Source organism: uncultured Sphingomonas sp. (genome assembly GCF_913062585.1).
Classification (GTDB): Bacteria; Pseudomonadota; Alphaproteobacteria; order Sphingomonadales; family Sphingomonadaceae; genus Sphingomonas.
Map to the genome: position 1 here is coordinate 25,407 of NZ_CAJXWX010000015.1, position 24,827 is coordinate 50,233.

The following is a 24,827-nucleotide window of genomic DNA, read 5'->3' on the forward strand; positions in this document are numbered from 1 at the left end:
GGCGAAGTGACGCAAAGATCTTCTCTTACGTTGCACGGACTTGCGTGACATCATCGCGCGCATGACGACCACCCGCCGCTCCGTCCTCGCCGCCGGTCTCGCGCTCATGGCCGCCCCGGAGGTCGCGGCGGAGACCACGCCGCGCCTGCGTCGCCTGTCGCCCCGGCTCGACCGGATGATCGCGCCAGGCACCGAGCCGGAGGTGATCGCGACCGGCATTCGCTGGGCGGAAGGACCGGTCTGGGTGCCGCGCGGGGATTATCTCCTGTTTTCCGATCCGCCCGCGAATATCGTGCGCCGCTGGCAGCGCGGACGGGGCGTGTCGGTCGCGCTGAACCCCTCGGGCGCGGCGAACACCGATCCCCGGCTCGTTCGCGAGCCCGGCGCCAACGGCCTGACGCTCGACCGGGACGGCGCATTGCTGATCGCCAATAGCGGCGGCGGAAGCATCGACCGGGTCGATCTCGCGACGGGGCGCCGCACCGTGCTGGCCGATCGCTATGCGGGCAAGCGCTTCAGCAGCCCCAACGACCTGCATGTCGCGCGCGACGGGGCGATCTGGTTCACCGACCCGCCTTACGGCTTTCAGGACGGCGATTCCTCGCCGCTGAAGGAACAGCCGGTCAACGGCGTCTATCGCCGTCGCCCCGATGGCCGGATCGACCTGATCGACGGCGGGCTGACCCGCCCCAACGGCATCGCGATGTCGCCCGACGAGCGGCAACTCTACGTCTCGGTATCCGACGAGGCGGCGCCCCGGATCATGGTCTATGACGTCGATCAGCGGGGAGGCGTGAGCGGGCGGCATGTGCTGCTCGACGCCAAGGCGATGCTGGCGGCGGGCGGCGCGGGACTGCCCGACGGCATGAAGGTCGCGCGCGACGGCACGCTCGTCTGTTCGGTGCCGGGCGGCATGATGCTGATGACATCCGAGGCGGAGCCGCTTGGCCTGATCGAACAGGGCACGCCGATCGCCAACTGCGCCTTCGGCGAAGGCGGCCGCGCGCTGTTCATGGCGGCCAATGACCGAATCCTCCGCATCGCCCTCCGCCTAGGCTGGCAGGGTTGATCGGCTAGCCCGGATCGACGTTCATGATATATTTCCTTTCCCTCTCCCCTGGACAGGGGAGAGGGTTAGCGAAGCTTGCCAGCGTGCTGGCTAGCGCAGCTTGGGTGAGGGGTCGAGCGAGCCTCCGGCTCGCGCGCTCGCTCTGACGAGCGCCCACCCCTCACCCAGCTCCGACTAAGCCTTTGCTACGCAAAGACCAAGTCTGCGCAACCCTCTCCCCTCTGCGAGGGGCGAGGGACGAATAGGCATAGCTGACTGTCGACGCGCCTTAGATCGGGCCCTCCACCGTGCTGGCGGACACGGGAATGGCGATCGTGCAGTGCACCCCGTCCGGTCCCAAGGCATAGGTGGTCCGCGCGTTCAGCTGATAGGGCAGCGCCCGCTCGATAAGCTCGCGCCCCTGCCCGCTGCGCTGCCGCTCCGCCTCCCGCGGCGGCATCGCGACGCCGCTTTCGCGCCAGTCGATATGCAACCAGGGCTTGCCGTCTCCCCCGACCGGATCCAGGCACCACAGGATCGACAGCCGCCCGTCGGGCTGGCCCAGCGCGCCATATTTGATGGCGTTCGTCGCCAGTTCATGGATCGCCATCGCCAGCGTGTGGACCGTCGAAGACCGAAGGCGCACGCCCGCGGGACCATTCAGCGTCACCCGCTCCACGTCACCGCCCATCGCCGTCAATTCGGCCTGGATCAGGTCCTCGAACGGCACCCGGTCCTGATCGTTCAACCGCGACAACAGCCCCTGCACGCGCGACAGCGCTGCCATGCGGTCGTCGAACTGCACCAGGAAATCGGCCAGATCGTCCGTGCCGCGCGCCGTATGGTCGGCGATCGAGCGGACCACGCCCATCAGGTTGCTGGTCCGGTGCTGCAATTCGGCGATCAGCACGCGTTGCGATGCCTCGCTCCGGCGCAACGCCGCCTCGGCCTTGTGCCGCTCGGTCAGGTCGGCGGTGACGACCAGGAACCGATTGCCCTGCCCGCCGACCGGCGGCAGCAGCGAGATGGTGCTGCTCGCCCACACCTGCGCGCCATCGGGCGCGAAATAGCGTTTGTCGAGCGTGCTGGGGCGCCCCGTCGCGACCGCCTGCTCGATCGCGACCAGGCTGGGCGGAATATCGTCCGGGTGCGTGACGTCGGCGACGCTGGAGCGCAGCAGCTCTTCGGCCGGGCGGCCCAGGATCCGGCAGAGTTCGTCGTTGACCCGCAGGAAGCGTCCGTCCGGGGTGATGACCGACAGCCCGACCGGCGCGGTTGCGAAGATCGCCGCCAGCTGGCTTTCGGTATCGGCCAGCTTGACCTGCACCACCTCTTCGCGAAGCCGCAGGATCTCCGCCTGCGTCGCCTTCCACTCGGAGATGTCGCGGGTCGTCGTCGCAACCCCGTCGCCCAGCTTGACGACCGTCTGATAGAACCAGCCGTCAAACTGTTCATGGGTATAATGATGCTCGGCCTGTTCGGGCACGCCGGTTTCGGTCACGCGGCAAAAGGCGTCGAAAATACCCTCCTGCACGACGCCGGGATTGCGCTGCAACAGGCTCTCGCCGCGCACCTCGCCATATTTGCTTGCCGAAGTGTGGTTGTTCAGCACCCAGCGGAAGTCGACGATCCGGCCCGCCGCGTCACGGATCGCGACGAACACCTGGATCATGTCGGTCGACGCGTCCATGGTGGCCTGCAACAGCGCGTGGCTGGCCTGCAATTCGACGGCGCTGGCGCGCTGCTGATCTTCGTCTTCGGCGTTCTGCATCTCCCGTGCCCCTATCCGCTCCGGTGCCGATCGCAATCCCCGGCATCCCCCTATCGCCCGGCTTGCCCGATCCCGCTCAGCGTCTACAATTGTACGACTAATATAAGACAGACCAAGGGAGTGGAGGATGACGGACGATAAGGGCGGAATCAATCGCCGCCAGGCGCTCGCCGGCGCGGCGCTGACCGGTGGCGCGATGCTGGGGGCGCAGGCGATGCCGGTCGGTGCGGCGGCGGGACAGACCGCCATGCTGGCGCCACGTCCGCCGATGGGCTGGAACAGCTGGAACAGCTTCGCCACCACCATCACCGAGGCCCAGGCGCGCGAAACCGCCGCCATCATGCGCGACAAGCTGCTGCCCTTTGGGTACAACGTCTTCACCGTCGACATCCAATGGTATGAGCCCGACGCGTCCAGCTATACCTATAACGCCGCGCCGGTACCCGCGATGGACGGCTATGGCCGACTGATCCCCGCGCCCAACCGCTTTCCCTCCAGCGCCGATGGGTCGGGCTTCATTAGGCTCGCCGCCGATGTGCACGCCATGGGCATGACGTTCGGCATCCACCTGATGCGCGGCATTCCCCGGCTGGCGGTGAAGCGCAACCTGCCGATCCTGGGCACCCGCTACCGCGCCGCCGACATTGCGGACATCACCAGCATCTGCCCCTGGAATCCGGACATGTACGGCGTCGACATGACCAGGCCCGGTGCCCAGGCCTATTATGACAGCGTCTTCCGGCTCTATGCGTCCTGGGGCGTCGATTTCGTCAAGATGGACGATATGAGCCGCCCCTATGACGCTCATGCGCCCGAGATCGAGGCGGCGCACAAGGCGATCGGCGCCTGCGGCCGCCCGATCACCCTCAGCCTGTCGCCGGGCGAAACGCCGGTGCTGCGCGGGCCCCATGTCCGCCGCTTTGCGCAGATGTGGCGGATCTCGGACGATTTCTGGGACGAATGGGCCATGCTGGAGGCACAGTTCACCCGGCTGGAAAACTGGACGCCCTATCGCGGGCCGGGCTCCTGGCCCGACGCCGATATGCTGCCGCTCGGGCGACTGGCGCTCGGCAAGCGCGATACCAAGTTTACGCCCGACGAGCAGCGCACGCTGATGACGCTCTGGTCGATCGCGCGGTCGCCGCTGATCATGGGCGGCGACCTGCGCCATCTCGACGCACCCACGCTGGCGCTGCTGACCAATCGCGCGGTACTGGCGGTCAATCAGGCCTCGACCGACAATCGGCCGCATTTCGTCGAGGACGGCACCCGCATCTGGTCCGCCAGCCCCGAAGGTGCGCCCGCCGACCGCTATCTCGCGCTGTTCAACACCACCGACAAGCCCAAGGCGGTGGGGATCGCCCTGTCGCAGCTCGGCCTGTCGGGCGCGGTCGAGGTCGTCGACCTGTGGGCGGGCCAGAGCCTGGGCCGCGCGCGGGACCGGTTCGGACAGACGCTGCCGCCGCATGGATCGGGGCTCTACCGCCTCGCTACGTGACGGCATGAACGAACCGTCCTCAACCGGCCATGCCGCGTTGGGGGCGGTCATGGCAGGTTGGCGGGCATGAACGAAGCCCTGCCCTCTCGGCTCTGCGCCACCATCCTGCCGCTGCTCATGCTGGCGGCCGTCCCGGCGAGCGCGCAGGACCGGCGGGTGGTCCAGGAACCCGGCCTACCCGATCGGGTCTGCACCAGCCTGGCCCCCGATGGCCAGGACTGGCCCAGGGAGATGCGGCGGCTTCAGTCGGCGATCGACCATTGCGCACCCGGCGGTGCCGTGCGCCTGACCGGTGCGGGACGCTTCGTCAGCGGGCCGTTGCGGATGAAGTCGGGCGTGACCCTGTGGCTCGATCGCGGCGCGGTCCTGACGGCGGTGCCCGACCCGCGCGCCTATGACCGGGGACAGGGTCTGTGCGGCACGATCGCGGCCAAGGGCAATGGCTGCCTGCCCTTCCTCTCCTTTACCGGCACGCGCGGCGGCGGCATCGTCGGCGAAGGCATGATCGACGGTGCGGGCGGCGCGAAGCTGGCGGGGCTCGACGAAAGCTGGTGGCAACGCGCCCGCCGGGCCCAGCGCGAGGGCGGTAAGCAGAACAACCCGCGGCTGATCGAGGCCACCGATGCGCGCGACCTGGTCTTCTACCGCGTGACGCTGCACGACGCGCCCAACTTCCATCTCGTACTTGACGGTGTGCGCGGCGCGACCATCTGGGGCATCCGGATCGATACGCCCGCCGATGCGCGCAATACCGATGGCGTCGATCCCGGCGCGTCGCAGGACGTGACGATCGCGCACAGCTTCATCCGGACCGGCGACGACGATATCGCGATCAAGGCGGGGCATGGCCCCACGCGGTACGTCTCGATCCTCGACGATCATTTCTATTCCGGCCACGGCGTCTCGATCGGCAGCGAGACCAATGCCGGGGTCAGCGACATATTGGTCCGCGACGTGACGCTGGACGGCACGACCTCCGGCCTTCGCATCAAGAGCGACGCCAGCCGGGGCGGGCTGGTGACGCGGGTACGCTATGAGGGCGTCTGCCTGCGCGACAATCAGCGGCCGATCGACTTCGACACGCGCTATGATGCCGGAGCGATCGGCATGGCGATCCCGGTGTACCGCGACATCACGCTGCACGACGTGAGTGGCGCCGGCGGCACGCTGGTGCTGCGCGGGCACGATCCCGCCCATCCGATGCAGGTGACGCTGGACGGGGTGCATTTCGACCGGAGCGCCCGGTGGCAGATCGACAACGCCCTGCTGTCGGCGGGGCCCGGCGGCGTTTCGCCCGTCCCGCCGGGCCTGACCGTGCCGCCAGCGCCCGCGGCGCCCGGGGACTGCGCCGCCCGCTGGATGCCCTTTCCCGATGGCGATTCCCCCGCCCCGGCCACCCGCGATTAATTTTCGTTAACCATCTCAATCAGTTCCGAAATCGGAATTTCAGCATCGCTCGCGGGTCGTGCCGGGTTTTGTCCTTCGCAAAGAGGAGGTCATGCGCGTGCGTGCGGACAACCATGCGCGCCCTCCCGCCCGGCCCTGCGCCGGGTCCATGTCGACATGCGAACGGGAGGAACAGGCCATGCAGACCGAGATCATCGCCAAAGCGACCGGCACCACCACCACCGCCAGCGGTGACGTCATCGAACTCACCGTACCCAGCGTCGTGCGGCTCGACCTCGACCGGTCCCGGGTCGCCGCGATGGAGCGGCAGGGCGACGACCTGATCCTGCGCCTGACCGATGGACAGACGATCCGCATCGACCATTTCTACGCCACGCAGCAGGGCATGGTGAGCGACCTGGTGCTGCGCGACGATCGCGGCGGCCAGTGGCTGGCCCATCCCGCCGCCAGCGGGACGGGACGTTTCACGCCGCTGAGCGATATCGACGAACTGATCGGCGCAGGGCATGGCGATGGCGGCGCGTCGGGCTTCATCCTGCCCGCCGTGCTGGGCGTTGCGGGCGTGGGCGGCCTGGTCGCGGCGGTGTCGGGCGGTGGCGGCAAGGACCGGACGCCCGACGCCACCGCCGATACCCAGCCTCCTGCGCAGCCTACCGCCAGCTTCACCGCGCGGGGCGAGAGCGTCAGCGGGACCGGCGAGGCCGGAGCCACGGTGCGCGTGACCGATCCCGCGGGCAATGTGATCGGCACCGGCACGGTCGGCGCCGATGGCCGCTTCACCGTACCGGTCAACCCGCCCCAGGCCAATGGCCAGCCGGTGACGGTGACCCAGACCGATGCGGCCGGCAACGTCTCCCCCGCCGCCACCGCGACCGCGCCGGACATCACGCCCCCCGCCGCCCCGGTCGCGACCCTGAACGAACAGGGCACGACGATCACCGGCACCGGCGAGCCCGGCGCGACCGTCACCGTGCGCGACGCCACCGGTCAGTCGCTCGGGACCTCAATCGTCGGCGCGGGCGGGACCTACACCCTGTCGCTGACCACGCCCCAAGCCAATGGCGGCACCCTGACCGTCACCCAAAGCGATCCGGCGGGCAACATATCGCCCGCCATCACGCTGACCGCCCCGGACATCACGCCCCCCGCCGCCCCGACCGCAACGATCACGGGCGATGGCACCGGCATCACCGGCACCGGCGAGCCGGGCGCGACCGTCACCGTGCGCGACGCCACCGGTCAGTCGCTCGGCACCGCGATCGTCGGCGCGGGCGGCACCTACACGCTGTCGCTGACCACCCCACAGACCGATGGCGGGACACTGATCGTCTCGCAGAGCGACCCGGCGGGCAACGCATCGCCCCCGATGAGTCTGACCACGCCGGACATGACCGCCCCCGATGCACCGACCGCGACGATTGCGGCCGACGGCGCCAGCATCACCGGCACCGGCGAGCCCGGCGCGACCGTCACGGTCCGCGACGCAACCGGCCAAGCACTCGGCACCGCGACCGTCGGGACCGACGGGAATTATACCGTCCCGCTGACGTCGCCCCAAGCCAATGGCGGTACCTTAACCGTTTCGCAGAGCGATCCGGCCGGGAACATCTCGCCCACCACCACCGTGACGGCGCCCGATACGACCGCACCCGCTGCGCCGACCGCGACCATCGCGGCCGATGGCGCCACGATCACCGGCACCGGCGAACCCGGCGCGACCGTCACGGTTCGCGACACCACCGGCCAACTGCTCGGTACCGCGACCGTCGGGACCGACGGCAGCTACTCCGTCCCGCTGACCTCGCCGCAGGCCAATGGCGGCACGCTGAGCGTCAGCCAGAGCGACCCTGCCGGTAACGCCTCGCCCACCACCACCGTGACGGCACCCGATACGACGGCACCTGCTGCGCCGACTGCGACCATCGCAGCCGATGGCACCAGCGTCAGCGGCACCGGCGAGCCCGGCGCAACCGTCACGGTTCGCGACGCCGCCGGCCAGCCGCTCGGTACCGCGACCGTCGGGACCAACGGGAGCTACTCTGTCCCGCTGACCTCGCCTCAGGCGAACGGCGGCACGCTGAGCGTCAGCCAGAGCGATCCTGCCGGCAACGCCTCGCCCGCCACGACCGTGACGGCTCCTGATACGACCGCACCTGCTGCGCCGACTGCGACCATCGCAGCCGATGGCACCAGCATCACCGGCACCGGCGAGCCCGGCGCAACCGTCACGGTTCGCGACGCCACCGGCCAGCCGCTTGGTACCGCGACCGTCGGAACCGACGGCAGCTACTCCGTTTCGCTGGCCTCGCCTCAGGCGAACGGCGGTACCTTGACCGTTTCGCAGAGCGATCCGGCCGGAAACATCTCGCCCGCCACCACTGTGACGGCTCCGGATACGACCGCACCTGCTGCGCCGACCGCGACCATCGCGGCCGATGGCACCAGCGTCTCCGGCACCGGCGAGCCCGGCGCAACCGTCACGGTCCGCGACGCCACCGGCCAGCCACTTGGCAGCGCAACCGTTGGGACGGACGGCAGCTACTCCGTTCCGCTGGCCTCGCCTCAGGCGAACGGCGGTACGCTGAGCGTTTCGCAGAGCGACCCTGCCGGTAACGCCTCGCCCGCCACCACCGTGACGGCGCCTGATACGACCGCACCTGCTGCGCCTACCGCGACAATCGCGGCCGATGGCACCAGCATCACCGGCACCGGCGAGCCCGGCGCAACCGTCACGGTTCGCGACGCCATCGGCCAGCCGCTTGGTACCGCGACCGTCGGATCGGACGGCAGCTACTCCGTTCCGCTAACCTCGCCGCAGGCGAACGGCGGCACCTTGACCGTTTCGCAGAGCGATTCGGCTGGGAACATCTCGCCCGCCACCACCGTGACGGCGCGTGATACGACCGCACCTGCTGCACCGACCGCGACCATCGCGGCCGATGGCACCAGCATCACCGGCACCGGCGAGCCCGGCGCGACCGTCACGGTCCGCGACGCTACCGGCCAACCACTTGGCACTGCCACCGTCGGGACGGATGGCAACTACTCCGTCCCGCTCAGCTCGCCTCAGGCCAATGGCGGCACGCTGAGCGTCAGCCAGAGCGACCCGGCCGGTAACACTTCGCCCGCGACCAGCGTGACGGCGCCCGACATCACGCCGCCTGCCGCGCCCCTGGCGACGGTCAGCGCGGATGGGACCAGCCTGATTGGCTCGGGCGAGGTCGGCGCAACCGTGACGGTTCGGGACGCGGCGGGCCAGCCGGTCGGTACCGCCACGGTGGGCAGCGACGGCGGTTTCAGCGTCGCGCTACCCGGCGGCATCGCGAACGGCCAGACGCTGTCGGTGGTACAGAGCGATGCGGCTGGCAATGTCTCGCCCGCCACCGCGACGGTGACGCCCGATCTGGTCGCGCCCGCTGCACCGACCGCTACGCTGGCGCCGGGCGGAACGAGCCTGTCCGGCACCGGCGAGCCCGGCGCGACGGTCGAGATACGCGACGCCGCAGGCACCGTCATCGGCCGCGCGACGGTCGATCCGCAAGGCGCCTTCACCGCACCCCTCGCCACGCCACAGGCGAATGGCGAGACGCTGATCGTCAGCCAGACGGACGCGGCGGGCAATGTCTCGCCGGCGATCACGGTGACCGCGCCCGATACGACCGCGCCCGACGCGCCCATCGCGACGCTGTCGAGCGACGGCGCCTCGGTCTATGGCAATGGCGAGCCCGGCGCGACGGTGCGGGTCGTCGATGCGGGCGGCACGACGCTGGGCAGCGCGGTCGTCGGCAGCGATGGCCTGTTCGTGGTGACGCTGGCCACGCCGCAGACCAATGGCCAGATCCTCTCCGCCGACCAGAGCGATGCGGCGGGCAATGTCTCGCCACCCAGCATCGTTGCCGCGCCGGACGTCACCGCGCCCGATGCGCCGGTCGCGACCATCTCCGTCGACGGTAGCGTGGTGAGCGGGACCGGCGAGCCCTTCGCCACCGTGACGGTGCGCGGTCCCGGCGGCGTCGTGATCGGCAGCGCGCAGGTCGACGCGAATGGCAGCTATGCCGCCACGCTGACCCCGCCCCAGGCCAATGGCGAGGTGCTGTCCCTCGACCAGGCCGATCGCGGCGGCAACGTCTCGGCCAGCACGTCGCTGACCGCGCCGGACATCACGGCGCCCACGGGCCTGACCGCCGCGATCAGCGGCGACGGCACGATCGTCAGCGGCCAGGCGGAAGCGGGCGCGACCGTGACGATCCGCGATCCCTCGGGTCAGGTGATCGGCACCGGCACCGCGGGCGCGACCGGCGCCTATGCGGTGACGCTCACCACGGCGCAGGTGAATGGCGAGGTGCTTCAGGCGACCCAGGCCGATGCCGCCGGGAACGTCTCCGCGCCCAGCCCGGCCATAGCGCCCGACATCACGCCGCCCGCCGCGCCGCTGATCGCCCTCGACGCGACGGGCGCCAATGCCATCGGCACCGGCGAGGTCGGCGCGACCGTGACGCTGCGTGACGCGGGCGGCACCGTGATCGGGACCGGCGTGGTGGAGGCGGACGGCCGTTTCGCCGTGCCTCTGACCCCGGCCCAGGCCAATGGCGGGACGGTGACCGCGACGCTGACCGACGCGGCCGGCAATGTCTCGCCGGTGGTGACGGTCTTCGCGCCCGACATCACGCCTCCGGTGGCCCCCATCGCGGCGCTGGATGCGACTGGCACGATCGTGTCGGGTACGGGAGAAGCGGGTGCGACCGTCACCGTGCGCGACGCGAACGGTGCAGTGCTGGGCAGCGCTCTGGTCGGCACGCAGGGCGGCTATGCCGTGACGCTGTCCGCCGCGCAGCTCGACAGCCAGGTGCTCAGCGTGACGCAGGCGGATGCGGCGGGCAACGGATCGCCCGCGACCAGCATCGTCGCGCTCGACCGCACGCCGCCTGCCGCCCCGCTGGGCAGCGTGTCCGGCGACGGCGCGACCCTGACCGGCACGGGCGAGGTCGGTGCGGTCGTCACCGTGACCGACCCGGTCGGCCTGGTCCTCGCGACCGTGCCCGTCGGTGCGGATGGCAGCTTCGGCGTGACCCTGTCGCCGCCGCTGACCAACGGCCAGATCCTGACGCTGACCCAGGCCGATGCGGCGGGCAACGTCTCGGCCCCCGGCAATGCGACCGCGCCCGACCTGATCCCCAACGACACGCCCCTCGCCCCGACCGCGACCGTCGCCGCCGATGGCGCGAGCGTCAGCGGCACCGGCCAGGCGGGGACCGCGATCACCGTGCGCGATGCGGACGGTACGATCATCGGCACCGGCATCGTCGCGGGGGACGGCAGCTACACCGCGACCCTGACCACGCCGCAGCGCAACGGCGAGATCGTGCGCGTGACCCAGACCGATGCGGAGGGCGATGTCTCGCCCCCCGCCACCGCGACCGCGCCCGACCTGACGCCGCCCGCCCTTCCGGCGGCGACGATCGACGCCACCGGCACGGTGGTCAGCGGCACGGGTGAGGTCGGCGCAACCGTCCGCGTGCTCGACGCAAGCGGTACGCAACTGGGCAGCGCGACGGTCGGCGCCGGCGGCAGCTATGCCGTGGTCCTGCCGACCGCCCAGATCAACGGCCAGGCGCTGAGCGTGGTGCAGGCGGACGTGGCGGGCAACACATCCCCCGCCGCCCCGCTGACCGCGCCCGACCTGACCGCCCCGCTCGCCCCCACCGGGCTGGTCGCGGGCGACGGCACCAGCCTGAGCGGCACCGGCGAGGTCGGCGCGACCGTCACCATTCGCGACCCCGGCGGCGCGGTGATCGGTAGCGCGCTGGTCGGTGCGGACGGCATTTTCACCGCGCCGCTCACGCCCGCCCAGGCCAATGGACAGGCGCTGACGCTGACCCAGGCCGATGCGGCGGGCAATGTATCGGCCGTCGCGCAGGCGACCGCGCCCGACATCACCGCGCCGACCGGCCTGACCGCCGCCATCAACGGCGTCGGTACGCTGGTCAGCGGCACCGGAGAGGCGGGCGCGACCGTCACCGTGCGCGATGCGCTGGGCAATGCGATCGGCACCGCGACCGTGGCCGCCAATGGCAGCTATGCGGTCACGCTGACGACCGCCCAGGCCAATGGCCAGGCGCTCACCGTCATTCAGGCCGACGCGGCCGGGAACGCCTCGCCGCCCAGCCCGCTGACCGCCCCCGACATTACCCCGCCCGCCGCGCCGGTCGCGCTGGTCAACGGGACGGGCACGGTCGTCACCGGCACCGGCGAAGCGGGTGCCACGGTGCGCATCCTCGATCCGCTGGGGCAGCAGGTCGGCAGCGCAGTCGTCGGCAGCGACGGCGGCTATAGCGCGACGCTGACCACGCCGCAGGCCAATGGCCAGGCGCTGACCGTGACCCAGGTCGATGCGGCGGGCAACATATCGGCCCCGACGCCGCTAAGTGCCCCGGACATCACGCCGCCCGCCCCGCCGACCGCCGCGATCAACGCCACCGGCACGATCGTGACCGGCACCGGAGAGGTCGGCGCGAGCGTGGAGGTCCGCAATGCGGCGGGCACCGTCATCGGCACCGGCACGGTGGCAACCGGCGGTATCTATGCGGTCACGCTGACGCCCCCCCAGGTCGCGGGCGAGACGCTGAATATCGGCTTGCGCGACGGGGCGGGCAATGCCTCGACCACCGTATCGATCACCGCCCCGTTCGACATCAGCGCCTTCGACAATGCCGCCTCGGCGACCGTCGACCTGCTGCCGGTCCAGACGAACGAGACGCTGGGCAACGCCAATTACACCGCGCTCGTCTCGCTCGGCCTCATCAATCTCGACGCGCAGGTGCTGGCCATCCCCAACGTCCAGTTCACGGTCCAGCCGGGCCACACCTTGGACGCGACCTTCACCTATAACGCGACGCTGTCGCTGGGCGTCGCCAGCGGCTATTCGGTGGTGGTCCAGCGTTTGGACGGCACCAACTGGGTCGCGGTCGAGGGCAGCGGCAATTCCTCGCTGCTGGAGGTCCGCCTGCTGAACGGCAACCTGGTCGCCAATGCCGATCTGGGGCCGGGCCAGTACCGGGCCTTCGTCACCTTCGACAATACGCTGGGCATCGGGCTGCTCGGGGGCTTAAGCGTCGCGGGTGTCAATTCCGACTTCACCGATATCGGCCAGGTCGTGGCCGGGGCGACCATCGGCAATGTCATCACCGATCCCGGCCCCACCGGCCAGGTCGATGTGGTCAGCCCGCAGACCCGGGTGGAAAGCGTCACGCTGAACGGCGTCACCACCGCGATCACCGCCGACGACACGGTGGTGATCGGGCAATGGGGTACGCTGACCATCGACCGCGATGGCAGCTACAGCTACACGCCCAATGCCGATGCCGCGGTGATCGGCAAGGTCGACCGCTTCTCCTACACGCTGCTCGACGCCAGCGACGGCGAGCGGGAAAGCGCGACGCTGGCGATCACGATCGGCAGCCCGGACGTGACCGGCGCGCCCGTCGCGGTGAACGATGTCGCGACGGCGAATGCCACCTTCGTCAACCAGGTGGAGACCCGCGCGCCGGCGGTCGACACGACCTTCCCCACACCGACCGCAGGGCTGTTCACCGGGCCGCAGACCGCCCGGATCACCGACAGCTTCACCGTCGATGCCAACAGCGTGTCGAACGTCACCCTGACGGCGGCGATCGCACCGGGCCTGTCGGTCCTGCCCAGCTATACGATCACGGTCACCAATGCGGCGGGCGCGGTCGTCGGCACCGCCTCCGGCACGGCGCTGGCAGGGGTCGGCGGACTGGTCGGATCGGGCATCAGCGTCACGATGAACGGCCTGCCCTCGGGGACCTATAACTACACGATCACCAGCACCAACCCCTTGGGCGCGAGCTTCACCACCAGCGTCTATGTCGCCGAGACGGTCACCCATCTCGACCGGTTCACCTTTACCGGTGCGACCCCGGTCAGCGGCGAATTGCTGGCCAACGACACGCTGGGCAGCCCGTTCCTGGGGATCAAGGTGCTGGTCGGCGGCAGCTTCGTCGATGTCGGCGATGCCGGACAGACGCTGACCGGCGCGCACGGCACGCTGACCATCGACGAGGTCGGCCGCTACACCTATCAGCCGACGACGCCGGTCGCCTATGCTGCGACCGATCCGATCGACAGCTTCACCTATCAGATCGTGCAGCCCGACGGGCAGGTCTCGACCGCGCGGCTGGACGTCGCGATCGACATCGCCAACAACGGCGTTGCCCCCGCCTTCCCGACCGCGACGATCACCGCTTTGTCGGCCGATGATGCGGTGACGCTACACGCCGATGTGGTGCCGATGACGCTGATGGCGGCCGACCATCCCGTCGCCACGGCGGATCATGCGGACGCCCGGCTGGCACTGTCGCTGATGGAGGGTCAGGGCAGCGTCGAGGATGTGCTGTCCCGCTATCTGGATGCACTCGGCCCGGACACCGGCGCCGGAACCGGCCTGGCGGCGAATGTCGAACTCCATGCGAATCCGGTCGTTACCGATCCCATTGCGACGCCGGACCTACCGCTCGACCCGCTGGGCTATCTGACCGTTTCCGTCGATCCGGAGCATGAAAAGCCCGTCATGCTCCACACCATCTGACCATCTTGCGCAACGATCCGAAAACGGAGTTGATTTCAAGCGCCAAGGGGGCTTCCCTTTGGCGTTTAATCCCTTTTCTTTAAATAGTTTAGTTCAATCCTCTCCCATGTCGGACAGGTTGGGACGGTTGACGAATCACGAGTGGCGCGAACGCTACCATGGGCAATCGGGGAGGCTGGAAATGATGACATGGGCGATAGGCGGGCTGCTGGCGACCGCCGCCGCGCAGCCGTCCGTCGCGGTCGTACCGGCCAATATGAGAGCGGTCACGCTGGAGAGCGCCATGCATGAGGTCATGGCCTGGCACCCCTCCGTCGCCCAGGCCGCCGCGACGGTCGAAGCGCGGGGCGAGGACGTGACCGTCGCCCGTGCGGGCTATCTGCCCCGGATCAGCGCGGGCGTCGGCAGCGGCTACGACAATCGGCTGGGCAGCGTCTGGCGGCCGCGGCCTCAGCTGTCGGCGTCGCAGATGCTCTACGACTTCGGCAAGGTCGCGGGCGCGGTCGAGTCCGCGCGGGCGGGCACCCGGATCGGGCGGGCGGACATGCTGCTGGCGATCGACGGGCTGATCCGCGACACCGGCTATGCGCTGGTCGAGGTTCAGCGCAACGCCGCCCTGCGCGGGATCGCGGTCGAACAGCTGACCCGTATTCAGGAGATCAGCGCACTGGTCGAGAAGCGCTTCGGCAAGGGCGCGACGACCCGGTCCGATGCGCTCCAGGCCCAGTCGCGCGTGGCCGCCGCGCAGGCGACGCTGACCCGGATCGAGGCGGAGCAGCGCCGCTGGACCACGGGCCTCGCCTATCTGCTGGGTCGCGACACCCCGCCTGCGGTCGATCCCGGCGTCCCCGACTGGCTGATGGCGAGTTGCACCCGTGCCACCACGGTCGAGTGGGCGGATGTGCCCGCGATCATGCGCGCCCGTGCGCAATATGAGCAGGCGAGCGCCGAAAGCCGCCGCGTCCATGCCGCGCGCCTGCCCACCGTCGCGCTGGCGGGCGATGCCTCGACCGATGTCGCGGCGCCCTTTTCCGACCGCAGCCTGTATAATTTCGGGCTGAACGTCAGCAGCGACGTGTTCGGCGGCAATGCGGTCCGCGCCCGCGTGCGCAGCGCCGATTACGGCGTCCGTGCCGCGCAGGCCGCCGAACAGGCCGCCCGCAACGACGTCGCCCAGGAGCTGGCCGCCGGACAGACGCAGATGGCGGGCCTATCGCAATTGCTGGGCACCCTGGCGGCGCGGCAGGACAATATGATCGAGACGGGCAAGCTCTATCGCCTGCAATATCTCGACATGGGCACGCGTACGCTGGTCGACCTGCTCAATGCCGAACAGGAACTGCAACAGGCGCGGTTCGATGCGGTCAACACGGCGCACGACCTGCGGCGGCTCGCGCTCGACTGCCTCTATTATTCGGGCCGGGCACGCGACGATTTCGGGCTGACCGGCACGTCGATCCGGGGTGTGACGCTGTGACGGCCGCCACCACCGATCCGCTCGCCTGGATCGACATGATGGGCCAGGTGGCACGCCATTACCGCATGTCCTTTGCCGAGCAGCGGGCGCGCCTGACGACGCTGTGGCAGGCGGGTGGGGATGACGAAATGCGGGTCCGGGCGCTGGCGCGCGCGAGCGGCCTGTCCGTGCGCTTCGTGATGCCCGGCGCGATGCGGCTGACCAGCTGGCGCCTGCCGGTCATCGCCTGGCTGAACGATGGCGAGCTGGCGCTGATCACCGGCATCGACGCGGACGGCCAGGCGCTGTTCACCGTGGCGGGCGAGGATGGCCAATCCGCCCAGCGCCCGCTCGCCACGGTGGTCGAACAGACGCGGCTGTTCGTCGTGCCCCGCCCCGCACGCTCGGCGGCCGATATTCGGGTCGACAGCTATATCCGCCCCTTCCAGGAGCATTGGCTCCGCCGCCTGCTGCTTCAGGATATGAGGGGCTATGGCCATGTCGCCATCGCCTCGATCGTCACCAACTGCCTGGGTCTGGCGGGGGTGTTGTTCTCGATGCAGGTCTATGACCGCGTCGTCCCCGCCCAGTCGATGCCGACGCTCTACATCCTGTTCATCGGCGTGATCCTGGCGACCGGGTTCGACTTCGTGCTGCGCCGGTTGCGCGTCGGGATCACCGATATTCTGGGCAAGCGCGCCGATCTGCGCCTGTCGGACCTGGTGTTCGGCCATGCGCTGCGCGTACGAAACCGGGCACGGCCGACCTCGACCGGCACCTTCATCGCGCAGCTCCGCGACTTGGATCAGGTGCGCGATATGCTGACCTCGACCACCGTCGCGGCGGTGGCCGACCTGCCCTTCTTCCTGCTGTTCCTGGTGATCCTAGCCTTTATCGGCGGCTCGCTGGCGCTGGTGCCCGTGGTGGCGCTGGTCGCATTGCTGGTGCCCAGCCTGCTCGCCCAGCGGCGGCTGCGCGCCCATGCGACCGAGTCGATGCGCGAGACCTCGCTGCGCAACGCCCTGCTGGTCGAGGCGGTGCAAGGCATCGAGGACATCAAGACGCTTCAGGCCGAGGAGCGTTTCCAGCGCCAGTGGAACCATTGCAACGCGGTGGCAGGCGAAGCGCAACTGCGCCTTCGCGGTCTGACCGCCAGCCTGTCGACCTGGGCGCAGAGCGTGCAGAACGCGGTCTACGCCACCGTCATCTTCGTCGGCGCGCCGATGGTGATTGCGGGCGACATCACGACCGGCGCGCTGGTCGCCACCTCGATGCTGGCCAGCCGGATGATGGCCCCGATGGGCCAGGTCTCGCACCTGCTCGGCCGCTATCAACATGCCAAAGTCGCGGCGGGCAGCCTGGACCAGATCATGGCGCTGCCGGTCGACAATCCGGATGCCGAGCATCGCATCCCCCTGCCCGCGGTCGATGGGCGTTTCGCCCTTCGCGGCGCGGTGTTCAGCTATGCCGACCCCAATGCCCCGCCCGCGCTGACCGTGCCGAAGCTGGATATCGTGGGCGGCGAGACGATCGCGCTGCTGGGCCGTAACGGCGCGGGCAAGTCGACGTTGCTGCAAGGTCTGTCGGGGATGTTGCAGCCCGTGTCGGGCGAGATCCTGCTCGACGATCTGGCGCTGCACCAGATCGACCCCGGCGACGTCCGCCGCGACGTCGCGCTCCTGACCCAGAACAGTCGCCTCTTCCACGGCACCTTGCACGAGAATCTGACCATGGGTGCGCCGGTGGCCAGTCACGAGGCGATCCTCGCCGCGCTGGAGATGGTCGGCGCGATCGACTTCATCCGCCGCCTTCGCGACGGGCTGGAGCATGTCGTGCTCGAAGGCGGGCTGGGCCTGTCGGGCGGGCAGCAACAGGCGCTGCTGCTTGCCCGGCTGCTGATCCGCCAGCCGCAGGTGATGCTGCTCGACGAGCCCACCGCCGCGATGGACGAAGGGGCCGAGCGCCTGTTCATCGACCGCTTCCGCGACTGGAGCCGGGGGCGTACCGTCGTCATCGCCACCCACCGGATGCGGGTGCTCGACATGGTCGACCGGATCGTGGTGATCGACCAGGGCCAGATACTGCTCGACCAGCCCAAGGCGGCGGCCCTCGCCACCATGCAGGGTGCCGCACCAGCCCAGCCAGGTCGGAGCCAGGCGGCATGACCGCGCTCGCCCATCCCGCCGACCTGCCCTTCGCCGACGAGGGGGCAGCACCCCTGCTGGCGGCCAAGCGGATGACCTGGGTGCTCGCCGCGCTGTTCGTCACCTTCCTGGCCTGGGCCTGGTTCGCCGAACTGGACGAGGTCGCCACCGGCACCGGCCGCGTCGTACCCACCAGCCGCGAACAAGTGCTGCAATCGCTGGAGGGCGGCATCCTCGCCAAGATGCTGGTCCGCCAGGACGATATCGTGAAACCGGGCCAGATCCTCGCCCAGCTCGACCCGACCCAGGCTGGATCGACCGTCGAGGAAAGCGCCGCCAAATACCGCGCCGCACTGGCCGCCCAGGCCCGGTTGCAGGCGGAGGTCAACGGCACCCCCCTGACCTTCTCGCCCGAACTCGACGCCTTCCCCGCGCTCAAGGCCGAGCAGCAAAGGCTGTACGACGCGCGCCGCCGCAGTCTGACCAGTTCGGTCGGCCTGATCGACGAGTCCCTGGCGCTGATCGGGCGCGAGGTCGGGATCGGCGAGTCCCTGATCGACGTCGGCGCGGCCAGCAATGTCGAGGTGCTGCGCCTGAAGCGGCAGCGGGCCGAACTGGACCTCAAGAAATCCGACCTGCGCTCACAATATGTCGTCGAGGCGCGGCAGGACCTGGCCAAGGTCAGCGAGGAGGTCGAGGCGCTCGCCCCCGTCGTGCGCGGCCGCTCCGACACGCTCCAGCGCCTGACGCTACGCTCGCCGGTGCGCGGCGTGGTCAAGAATATCGAGGTGTCGACCATCGGCGGCGTCATTCCCCCGAACGGCAAGATCATGGAGATCGTGCCGCTCGACGAACGCCTGCTGGTCGAGGCGCGTATCTCGCCGCGCGACATCGCCTTCATCCGCCCCGGCCAGCGCGCCAGCGTCAAGATCACCGCCTATGACTATGCGATCTTCGGCGGGCTGGAGGGACGGGTCAGCAGCATCTCGCCCGACACCATCCGCGACGAGGTGAACCCGGACGTCTATTATTATCGCGTCTTCGTGCGCACGACGGCGGACTCGCTGGTCAACAAGGCGGGCAAGCGCTTTCCGATCGTGCCCGGCATGATCGCCACCGCCGACATCCATACCGGCCAGAAGACGGTCCTCCAATATCTGCTCAAACCGCTCAACCGCGCGCGCGAGGCGATGCGCGAGCGATGAACGGCTTCGTTTCCCATCCGCCGCCCTCAGCAAAAGGACAAGTCCCATGCCCAAGGAAATGGCCGCCCGTTACCACCCGCCCGCGCAGCGCAGCGCCATGCCGCCGCCCATGCTGGATCGCGCGCCCAGCCTGCTCGACCTGGCCCGCCAGACCAAGGCGATGCGCGCCCATATCGCGCAATTCTTTCCCCGCGACGTGTTCCGCGATTCCGCCTGGGACATGATGCTGGAGCTGTTCATCGCGGAAGAACAGAATCGGCCGCTCTGCGTGAAGGAACTGATCCTGGTATCCGGCGAAAGCTCGACCAGCGCGCTGCGACGGATCGACCGGCTGGAGGGTGCTGGGCTGTTGCGGCGGCGGACGGATCCTGCGGATCACCGGCGCCTGGCCGTCACCCTGACCCAGCGCGGCACCGAGGCGATGACCGCGATGCTGCGCCACCTGTACCTGACCATGGGGGAGGAACGCCGCACGCCCCCCGGGCGGCCGGGCTGACCGGCCGGCCGCTCAGGACCCCGCCGCGCCGTCCTCGGGGCGATAGCCCAGTTGTTGCGAGATGCGCGCGGTCGCCTCGGCCAGGATCCGCCGCGCCTCGGGGATCGTCACCGATTGCGACCCGTCGATCGTCTCCAGAAAGGGGATGGTCAGCGCCGCCATGCAATCGCCACCGAAGCCGAAGACCGGATAGCTGATGTCGGTCACGCCGCGCGTGACCGGGCTCTCGCGCAGTTCATAGCCCTGCGTCCGCACCCGCTCCAGTTCCTCGGTCAGCCGCGCGCGCCCGATGGGCCGCCCCTGGACCAGCTCGGCCCGATCGATGATACGGCCAAGCTGTGCGGGCGGCGCAAAGGCCAGCAGCACCTTGCCCGAACAGCTCGCGACGATGTCGATCGAAGCGCCCATGCGCAGCGCAAAGCCGCGCGTGCCGGGATTTTCCTCGCGCGCGATGACCAGCCCCGCCCCGCCCTCGATCACCACCAGGTGACAGGATTGGCCGACGGTCAGCGCCAGCGACTGCATCTCAGGGAGGGCCGCGGCGGTCAGCTGGCGCGCGGGCGTCGCGCGATAGGCGATGTCGAGGAATTTATAGGTGACGCGGTACCGGTCGTCGATCGGCGACTTTTCCAGATAGCGCGCCTCCTCCATCACTACCACGATGCGGAACAGCTCGCCCAGCGAGCGGCCGAGCGCGGTCGCCATTTCGCTGACCAACATGCCCTGCGGGTGGCTGGCGAGCAGTTCGATGATGAGGAACGCCTTGTCCAGCGCGGGCGCGGCATAGCTGCCCTTGCGGGTGCGCCCCTCCCCCGTCTTGCCGCCCTCAGCCGTCATAGCGCCTCCCAAACCAGTCCGTCGATTAGGACGATGGCGGACATCGGGCAAGGCGGTCGCAGGCTCCCCTCAGGCAATGGTGACGATCGCCTTCAGCACCGAATCCGCCTCCGCGATCAGCTCGGGCAGCCGCCGTGGCGCGTCGTCCAGGGTGAGACCATGCGTGCGGATCGCGTCGGTCGGGATCGCGCCCGATCGGATGCTGGCGATGACATGGTCAAAATCGACCGACAGCGCGTTGCGGCTGGCGATCATCGTCGTCTCGCGCTTGTGGAATTCGGGATCGGCAAAGACCAGATCGTCCTTGCACACCCCGACCAGCGTATAGCTGCCGCCATGCGCCACCCAGTTCAGCCCGGCGCGCATCGCATGGATATTGCCGGTCGCGTCGAAGACATGGTCGAACATCTCGGCGCCGGTCATCGCGGCCAGCGTCTCGCCCAGCCGATCATCCGCCACCACGCCCTCGTCGAAACCCAGATGATCGCGGGCATAGGCCAGGCGCGGCGCACGGGTATCCGCCAGCACGATCCGCCCCGCCCCCGCGATCCGTGCGAACAGAGCGACCGCGATGCCGATCGGTCCCGCGCCGATCACCACCGCCTCGTCCCCCGCCGACAGGCCGGAGCGGCGGACGGCATGGGCGCCGATCGCCAGGAACTCGACCATCGCCGCCTGGTCGAGCGACAGGCCGGTGGCGTCGATCACCGCGCTTTCGGGGACCGACAGCCATTCGCACATGCCGCCATCGGCATGGACGCCCAGCACGCTGATCCGCGCGCAGCAATTGGGCTTGCCCCGGCGACAGGCGCGGCAGGTTCCACAGGCGAGATAGGGGTTGATCGTCACCACCTGCCCCGGGGTCAGCGCCGAGCCCTCGGGCGCCTCGACAACCTCGCCCGCCAGCTCATGGCCGATCAGCCGGGGATATTCCAGGAACGGGTGCTTGCCAGCATAGATGTGATAGTCGGTGCCACAGATGCCGGCGCGCCGCATCCGCAGCAGGACATGGCCCGGTCCCCGCTCCGGCCGAGGCCGCTCCTCGACGCGAATATCCTGGGGACGCACACAGACCAGCGCCTTCATGTCACCCTCTCCGCAATCCTATATGCAATCATGCTCTCACATATGCCATTGATGCACAGGTGTGGGAACGCTAAAACGACACGAAAAGAGAGAGGAGGCTCGATATGGCCCGACGGATATGCTTCGCGCTGGACCTGGTCGCCGATGCGGCGCTGATCGCCGACTATGAAAAGGCTCATGCCGCCGGGGCCGCCTGGCCCGAGGTGACGGCGGCGATCCGGGCCAAGGGGTTCACCGCGATGGAAATCTGGCGCACCGGCGACCGGCTGGTCATGATCGCCGAAGTGACGGACGACTGGCCCCGCGCGATCCCGGCTGAGCTGGCGGCCGTGGATACCCGATGGGAAGCGGCGATGGACCGTTTCCAAAAGCCGCTGCCCCACGCCGCACCGGGGGAGAAATGGGTCGCGATGGAGCGTATCTATTCGTTGGACGCCCAGTGACCGCAGCCGCGACCGAGACCGTGACCGTGACCACGACCGCGACCGCCCCCGTCATCCTGCAATTCGGCACCAGCCGCTTCCTCCAGGCGCATGTCGACCTGTTCGCCGAGGAGGCGCGCGCCGCCGGACAGGCGGTGCCGCCGATCGTCATCGTCCAGACGACCAACGATCCCGAACGGGCCAAGCGTCTGGCGGGCTTTGCCGATCCGGCGGGTTTCCCGGTCATCCTGCGCGGCCTTCGCGACGGCGCCCGGTATGAGCGGACCGTCCAGGTGCGCAGCGTGCGCGAAGGGCTGAGCGCCGGTGCGGACTGGGAGCGGTTGACGGCATTGGCTGGGCGGGCGACGCATATCGTCTCCAACACCGGCGATACGGGCTATGCGATCCCCGACAGCGACCGGACGGCACCGGCCGATGATGCGGTGCCGACCAGCTTTTGCGGCTTGTTGACCGCGTTGCTCCACCGGCGATGGCGGGCGGGCGAACCGGGCCTGACGATGCTGCCCTGCGAACTGGTGGTGCGAAACGGCGATGTCCTGCGCGCGGCAATCACCGGGCTGGCGCGCGACCAGCGGCGCGACGCGGCTTTCATCGCGTGGCTGGAGCGCGAATGCGTCTGGGCCAACACGCTGGTCGACCGGATCGTCAGCGAGCCCCTATCGCCGGCGGGCGCCGTCGCCGAGCCCTATGCCCTCTGGGCGATCGAGCGGCAGCCGGGTCTCACCCTGCCCTTCACCCATCCCGACATCGTGCCGACCGACGAACTGGAGCGCTATGAGCGGCTGAAGCTGCACATATTGAACCTTGGCCATACATGGCTGGCCGGACGATGGCGTGCACAGGGCGCGCCCGAGGGACAGACGGTCCGCGCGGCGCTGGCCAATGCGGACACGCGGCGCGCGCTCGACCGCGTGATGGCGCAGGAGGTGCTGCCGGGCTTTGCCGCCCACGGGATGGAGGATGAAGCACGGGACTATATCGCGACGACGCTGGAGCGCTTCGCCAATCCCTTTCTCGACCACAGGCTGTCGGACATCTTCGGCGGTCATGCGGCGAAGGTGGAGAAGCGGATCGGCGGGTTCATCCGATGGGTGGACGGCTCGGGGCAGAAGGTCGCGATGCCGGAATTGCGGGCTCTGGCGGCGCAATCGGGCTGATCGCCCGGGAATGCCGCGCTTGCTGATAGCCTGTCTCGTGGCCTTCGACGTCGCTCAGGCTGAACGGGCGGGGGGATCGGGTCTGGATACCGACATCCGTTCACGCTGAGCGAAGTCGAAGCGCACGCCCCGACCGCACAGCCGCAGCCGTTACGCCGCCTGCGGCAAACAGCCAGGCCCCTTGGCCCCGGCCGCCTTGTAGGTCAGGACGAATTCCTGATGCCCCAGCGCTTCCGACTTGGTTTGCGCCCCGCCCGATACCGCGACGATCAAGTCGACGATCTCCGCCCCCACCGCGTCCAGCGTCGCCTCACCATAGAGGATGCGACCGGCATTGACGTCCATGTCCCCTTCCATCCGGGCATACATTTCCGGATTGGCGGCGATCTTGATGACCGGCGAGATGGCCGAGCCCACGACCGAGCCGCGTCCGGTCACGAACAGGTTGATATGCGCGCCGCACGCGATCAGCTCGCCGATCTCGGCATTGTCGACGATGTTGGGGAAGCCGAACTTCGGATCGCCCGCGGGCACCACGTCGAGCAGGTACAGGCCCGGTCCCGGTGCCTGTTCGGCGGGCAGGATCACGCCGGTGATCGGACGGCTGCCCGACTTGGCATAGGCGCCCGCCGACTTCTCCTCCTGGCTGGTCAGGCCTCCCTCGGCATTACCCGGCGCGAAGCTGCCATAGCCCATCGCCCGGTAATAACGTTCGGCCTGCGCGACCGACGCGATCAACGCCTCGGCTACCTCCGGCGTCGCGGCGCGCTCGGCCATATGGCCTTCGCAGCCGATCATCTCGCCCGTTTCCTCGAAGATGCAGATCGCACCCGCGTCGTAGAGCGTGTCGAACGCGCGGCCCACCGCCGGATTGCCGGTGATGCCGCTGGTCCCGTCCGACCCGCCGCAGATGGTGCCGATCACCAGCTCCGACAGGGTCATCGGCACGCGCACCGCCTGCGCGTCCGCCGCCGCGCGGACGCGTTCGACGGCAGCGATCCCCGCCTCCATCGCGCCGCGCGTGCCGCCCGATTGCTGGATGACGATCGTCTCCACGGGGCGCCCCTGCTCACGCGCATTGGCGGCCAGCGCCTCGCGATTGAAACTCTCGCAGCCCAGCGAGAGCAGCACCACGCCCCCGACATTGGGATGCGTCGTCAGCGCCTTCATCATCGCCAGCGCATAGTCATTGGGGTAGCAGCCGGGAAAGCCGATCAGTTGCACGCGCGGATCGTCCATCTTGTCGACGATGCGGCGCGCCACATGGTGCGCGCACTCGACCAGATAGACGACGACGATGGCGTCGCGAATGCCCTTGCGTCCATCGGGGCGCGCCCAAGCCTGCCAGGTCCGCTCGGTCATGCCCCCGTTCATGCGTGATCTCCATGCGCGTCGCGCAGATGGGCGGGAATATAGTCGCTTTGCATATTGTGCATGTGAACCCAGCCCCCGGCGGGCGCGTCATGCGTCATCGAGCCGATCGGCATGCCATATTTGATGACCTTGTCACCGGTCCTCAGCGGCACGACCGCCAGCTTGTGGCCCAGTGCCACCTGTTCGGTGACGAGCAGGTCATGGCCGTCGACGCCGATCCGCTCGCCCGGCTCGACCGTGCGGCAGCAGACGGCGACATTGTCGGTCGGGGTCAGGCGAATTGCGGCCACACTCATG

The 24,827-nt window shown here is 69.3% G+C and carries 15 protein-coding genes; 10 read left to right on the forward strand and 5 right to left on the reverse strand.

The window, feature by feature from the left end; all coding sequences use genetic code 11:
- Positions 1 to 40 precede the first annotated feature (40 nt).
- Positions 41 to 1,069, forward strand: coding sequence for an SMP-30/gluconolactonase/LRE family protein (locus tag QZ546_RS11210; protein WP_367113526.1), 1,029 nt, complete (start codon positions 41 to 43; stop codon positions 1,067 to 1,069).
- Between the two features lie 268 nt (positions 1,070 to 1,337).
- Here QZ546_RS11210 and QZ546_RS11215 read toward each other — a convergent pair whose 3' ends face one another.
- Complete coding sequence (locus tag QZ546_RS11215) at positions 1,338 to 2,819, reverse strand: sensor histidine kinase (RefSeq protein WP_294237291.1); 1,482 nt, start codon at positions 2,817 to 2,819, stop codon at positions 1,338 to 1,340.
- A 196-nt stretch (positions 2,820 to 3,015) separates the two neighbouring features.
- On the opposite strand from QZ546_RS11215, the gene QZ546_RS11220 reads away from it, so the two are divergent.
- The 7 genes from QZ546_RS11220 to QZ546_RS11250 all read left to right on the forward strand — a co-directional run bounded on the left by QZ546_RS11220 (position 3,016) and on the right by QZ546_RS11250 (position 19,633).
- Positions 3,016 to 4,317: a glycoside hydrolase family 27 protein gene (locus tag QZ546_RS11220; RefSeq protein ID WP_294237450.1), complete on the forward strand. Its 1,302-nt coding sequence runs from the start codon at positions 3,016 to 3,018 to the stop codon at positions 4,315 to 4,317.
- 66 nt (positions 4,318 to 4,383) lie between these two features.
- A complete protein-coding gene (locus QZ546_RS11225) occupies positions 4,384 to 5,724 on the forward strand; it encodes a glycosyl hydrolase family 28 protein (RefSeq protein ID WP_294237292.1) in 1,341 nt (446 codons plus the stop codon).
- A gap of 178 nt (positions 5,725 to 5,902) precedes the next feature.
- The gene (locus tag QZ546_RS11230; protein WP_294237294.1) at positions 5,903 to 14,332 is read left to right on the forward strand and encodes a BapA/Bap/LapF family large adhesin; all 8,430 of its coding nucleotides are present in this window, start codon (positions 5,903 to 5,905) and stop codon (positions 14,330 to 14,332) included.
- A gap of 181 nt (positions 14,333 to 14,513) precedes the next feature.
- Positions 14,514 to 15,809 carry a TolC family protein gene (locus tag QZ546_RS11235; protein ID WP_294237295.1) on the forward strand — a complete coding sequence of 432 codons (1,296 nt, stop codon included), beginning with the start codon at positions 14,514 to 14,516 and terminating at the stop codon, positions 15,807 to 15,809.
- Entirely contained in the window at positions 15,806 to 17,953 is a 2,148-nt protein-coding gene (locus tag QZ546_RS11240) for a type I secretion system permease/ATPase (protein ID WP_294237297.1), read from the forward strand. The genes QZ546_RS11235 and QZ546_RS11240 overlap by 4 nt, the downstream gene beginning before the upstream one ends.
- Positions 17,950 to 19,137, forward strand: coding sequence for an HlyD family type I secretion periplasmic adaptor subunit (locus QZ546_RS11245; RefSeq protein ID WP_294237298.1), 1,188 nt, complete (start codon positions 17,950 to 17,952; stop codon positions 19,135 to 19,137). Before QZ546_RS11240 ends, QZ546_RS11245 begins: the two co-directional genes overlap by 4 nt.
- 46 nt (positions 19,138 to 19,183) lie before the next feature.
- Positions 19,184 to 19,633 (forward strand): winged helix DNA-binding protein, encoded by a 450-nt coding sequence (locus QZ546_RS11250; RefSeq protein ID WP_294237300.1) that lies wholly within the window; start codon positions 19,184 to 19,186, stop codon positions 19,631 to 19,633.
- Between the two features lie 12 nt (positions 19,634 to 19,645).
- On the opposite strand, the gene QZ546_RS11255 is transcribed toward QZ546_RS11250, so the two are convergent.
- Together QZ546_RS11255 and QZ546_RS11260 are read right to left on the reverse strand one after the other, a co-directional pair.
- Complete coding sequence (locus QZ546_RS11255; protein ID WP_294237303.1) at positions 19,646 to 20,470, reverse strand: IclR family transcriptional regulator; 825 nt, start codon at positions 20,468 to 20,470, stop codon at positions 19,646 to 19,648.
- A 69-nt stretch (positions 20,471 to 20,539) separates the two neighbouring features.
- Positions 20,540 to 21,556, reverse strand: a complete 1,017-nt coding sequence (locus QZ546_RS11260) for a zinc-binding alcohol dehydrogenase family protein (RefSeq protein ID WP_294237306.1) — start codon at positions 21,554 to 21,556, stop codon at positions 20,540 to 20,542.
- 104 nt (positions 21,557 to 21,660) lie between these two features.
- On the opposite strand from QZ546_RS11260, the gene QZ546_RS11265 reads away from it, so the two are divergent.
- Positions 21,661 to 21,999, forward strand: coding sequence for an L-rhamnose mutarotase (locus QZ546_RS11265; RefSeq protein WP_294237310.1), 339 nt, complete (start codon positions 21,661 to 21,663; stop codon positions 21,997 to 21,999).
- Positions 21,996 to 23,156 (forward strand): mannitol dehydrogenase family protein, encoded by a 1,161-nt coding sequence (locus QZ546_RS11270; protein ID WP_294237314.1) that lies wholly within the window; start codon positions 21,996 to 21,998, stop codon positions 23,154 to 23,156. The genes QZ546_RS11265 and QZ546_RS11270 overlap by 4 nt, the downstream gene beginning before the upstream one ends.
- Positions 23,157 to 23,306: 150 nt before the next feature.
- Here the strand turns inward: QZ546_RS11270 and QZ546_RS11275 are convergent, their stop codons facing one another.
- Together QZ546_RS11275 and QZ546_RS11280 are read right to left on the reverse strand one after the other, a co-directional pair.
- Complete coding sequence (locus QZ546_RS11275; RefSeq protein ID WP_294237317.1) at positions 23,307 to 24,530, reverse strand: UxaA family hydrolase; 1,224 nt, start codon at positions 24,528 to 24,530, stop codon at positions 23,307 to 23,309.
- Entirely contained in the window at positions 24,527 to 24,826 is a 300-nt protein-coding gene (locus QZ546_RS11280; protein ID WP_294237320.1) for a UxaA family hydrolase, read from the reverse strand. Before QZ546_RS11280 ends, QZ546_RS11275 begins: the two co-directional genes overlap by 4 nt.
- Between the last annotated feature and the right edge of the window lies 1 nt (position 24,827).

Bases quoted from the DNA above. Each gene is read 5' to 3' on its own strand.
- QZ546_RS11215 (WP_294237291.1), bottom strand. From the start codon at position 2,819: ATGCAGAACGCCGAAGACGAAGATCAGCAGCGCGCCAGCGCCGTCGAA.
- QZ546_RS11220 (WP_294237450.1), top strand. From the start codon at position 3,016: ATGCTGGGGGCGCAGGCGATGCCGGTCGGTGCGGCGGCGGGACAGACC.
- QZ546_RS11225 (WP_294237292.1), top strand. From the start codon at position 4,384: ATGAACGAAGCCCTGCCCTCTCGGCTCTGCGCCACCATCCTGCCGCTG.
- QZ546_RS11230 (WP_294237294.1), top strand. From the start codon at position 5,903: ATGCAGACCGAGATCATCGCCAAAGCGACCGGCACCACCACCACCGCC.
- QZ546_RS11235 (WP_294237295.1), top strand. From the start codon at position 14,514: ATGATGACATGGGCGATAGGCGGGCTGCTGGCGACCGCCGCCGCGCAG.
- QZ546_RS11245 (WP_294237298.1), top strand. From the start codon at position 17,950: ATGACCGCGCTCGCCCATCCCGCCGACCTGCCCTTCGCCGACGAGGGG.
- QZ546_RS11250 (WP_294237300.1), top strand. From the start codon at position 19,184: ATGCCCAAGGAAATGGCCGCCCGTTACCACCCGCCCGCGCAGCGCAGC.
- QZ546_RS11255 (WP_294237303.1), bottom strand. From the start codon at position 20,470: ATGACGGCTGAGGGCGGCAAGACGGGGGAGGGGCGCACCCGCAAGGGC.
- QZ546_RS11260 (WP_294237306.1), bottom strand. From the start codon at position 21,556: ATGAAGGCGCTGGTCTGTGTGCGTCCCCAGGATATTCGCGTCGAGGAG.
- QZ546_RS11265 (WP_294237310.1), top strand. From the start codon at position 21,661: ATGGCCCGACGGATATGCTTCGCGCTGGACCTGGTCGCCGATGCGGCG.
- QZ546_RS11275 (WP_294237317.1), bottom strand. From the start codon at position 24,530: ATGAACGGGGGCATGACCGAGCGGACCTGGCAGGCTTGGGCGCGCCCC.
- QZ546_RS11280 (WP_294237320.1), bottom strand. From the start codon at position 24,826: ATGAGTGTGGCCGCAATTCGCCTGACCCCGACCGACAATGTCGCCGTC.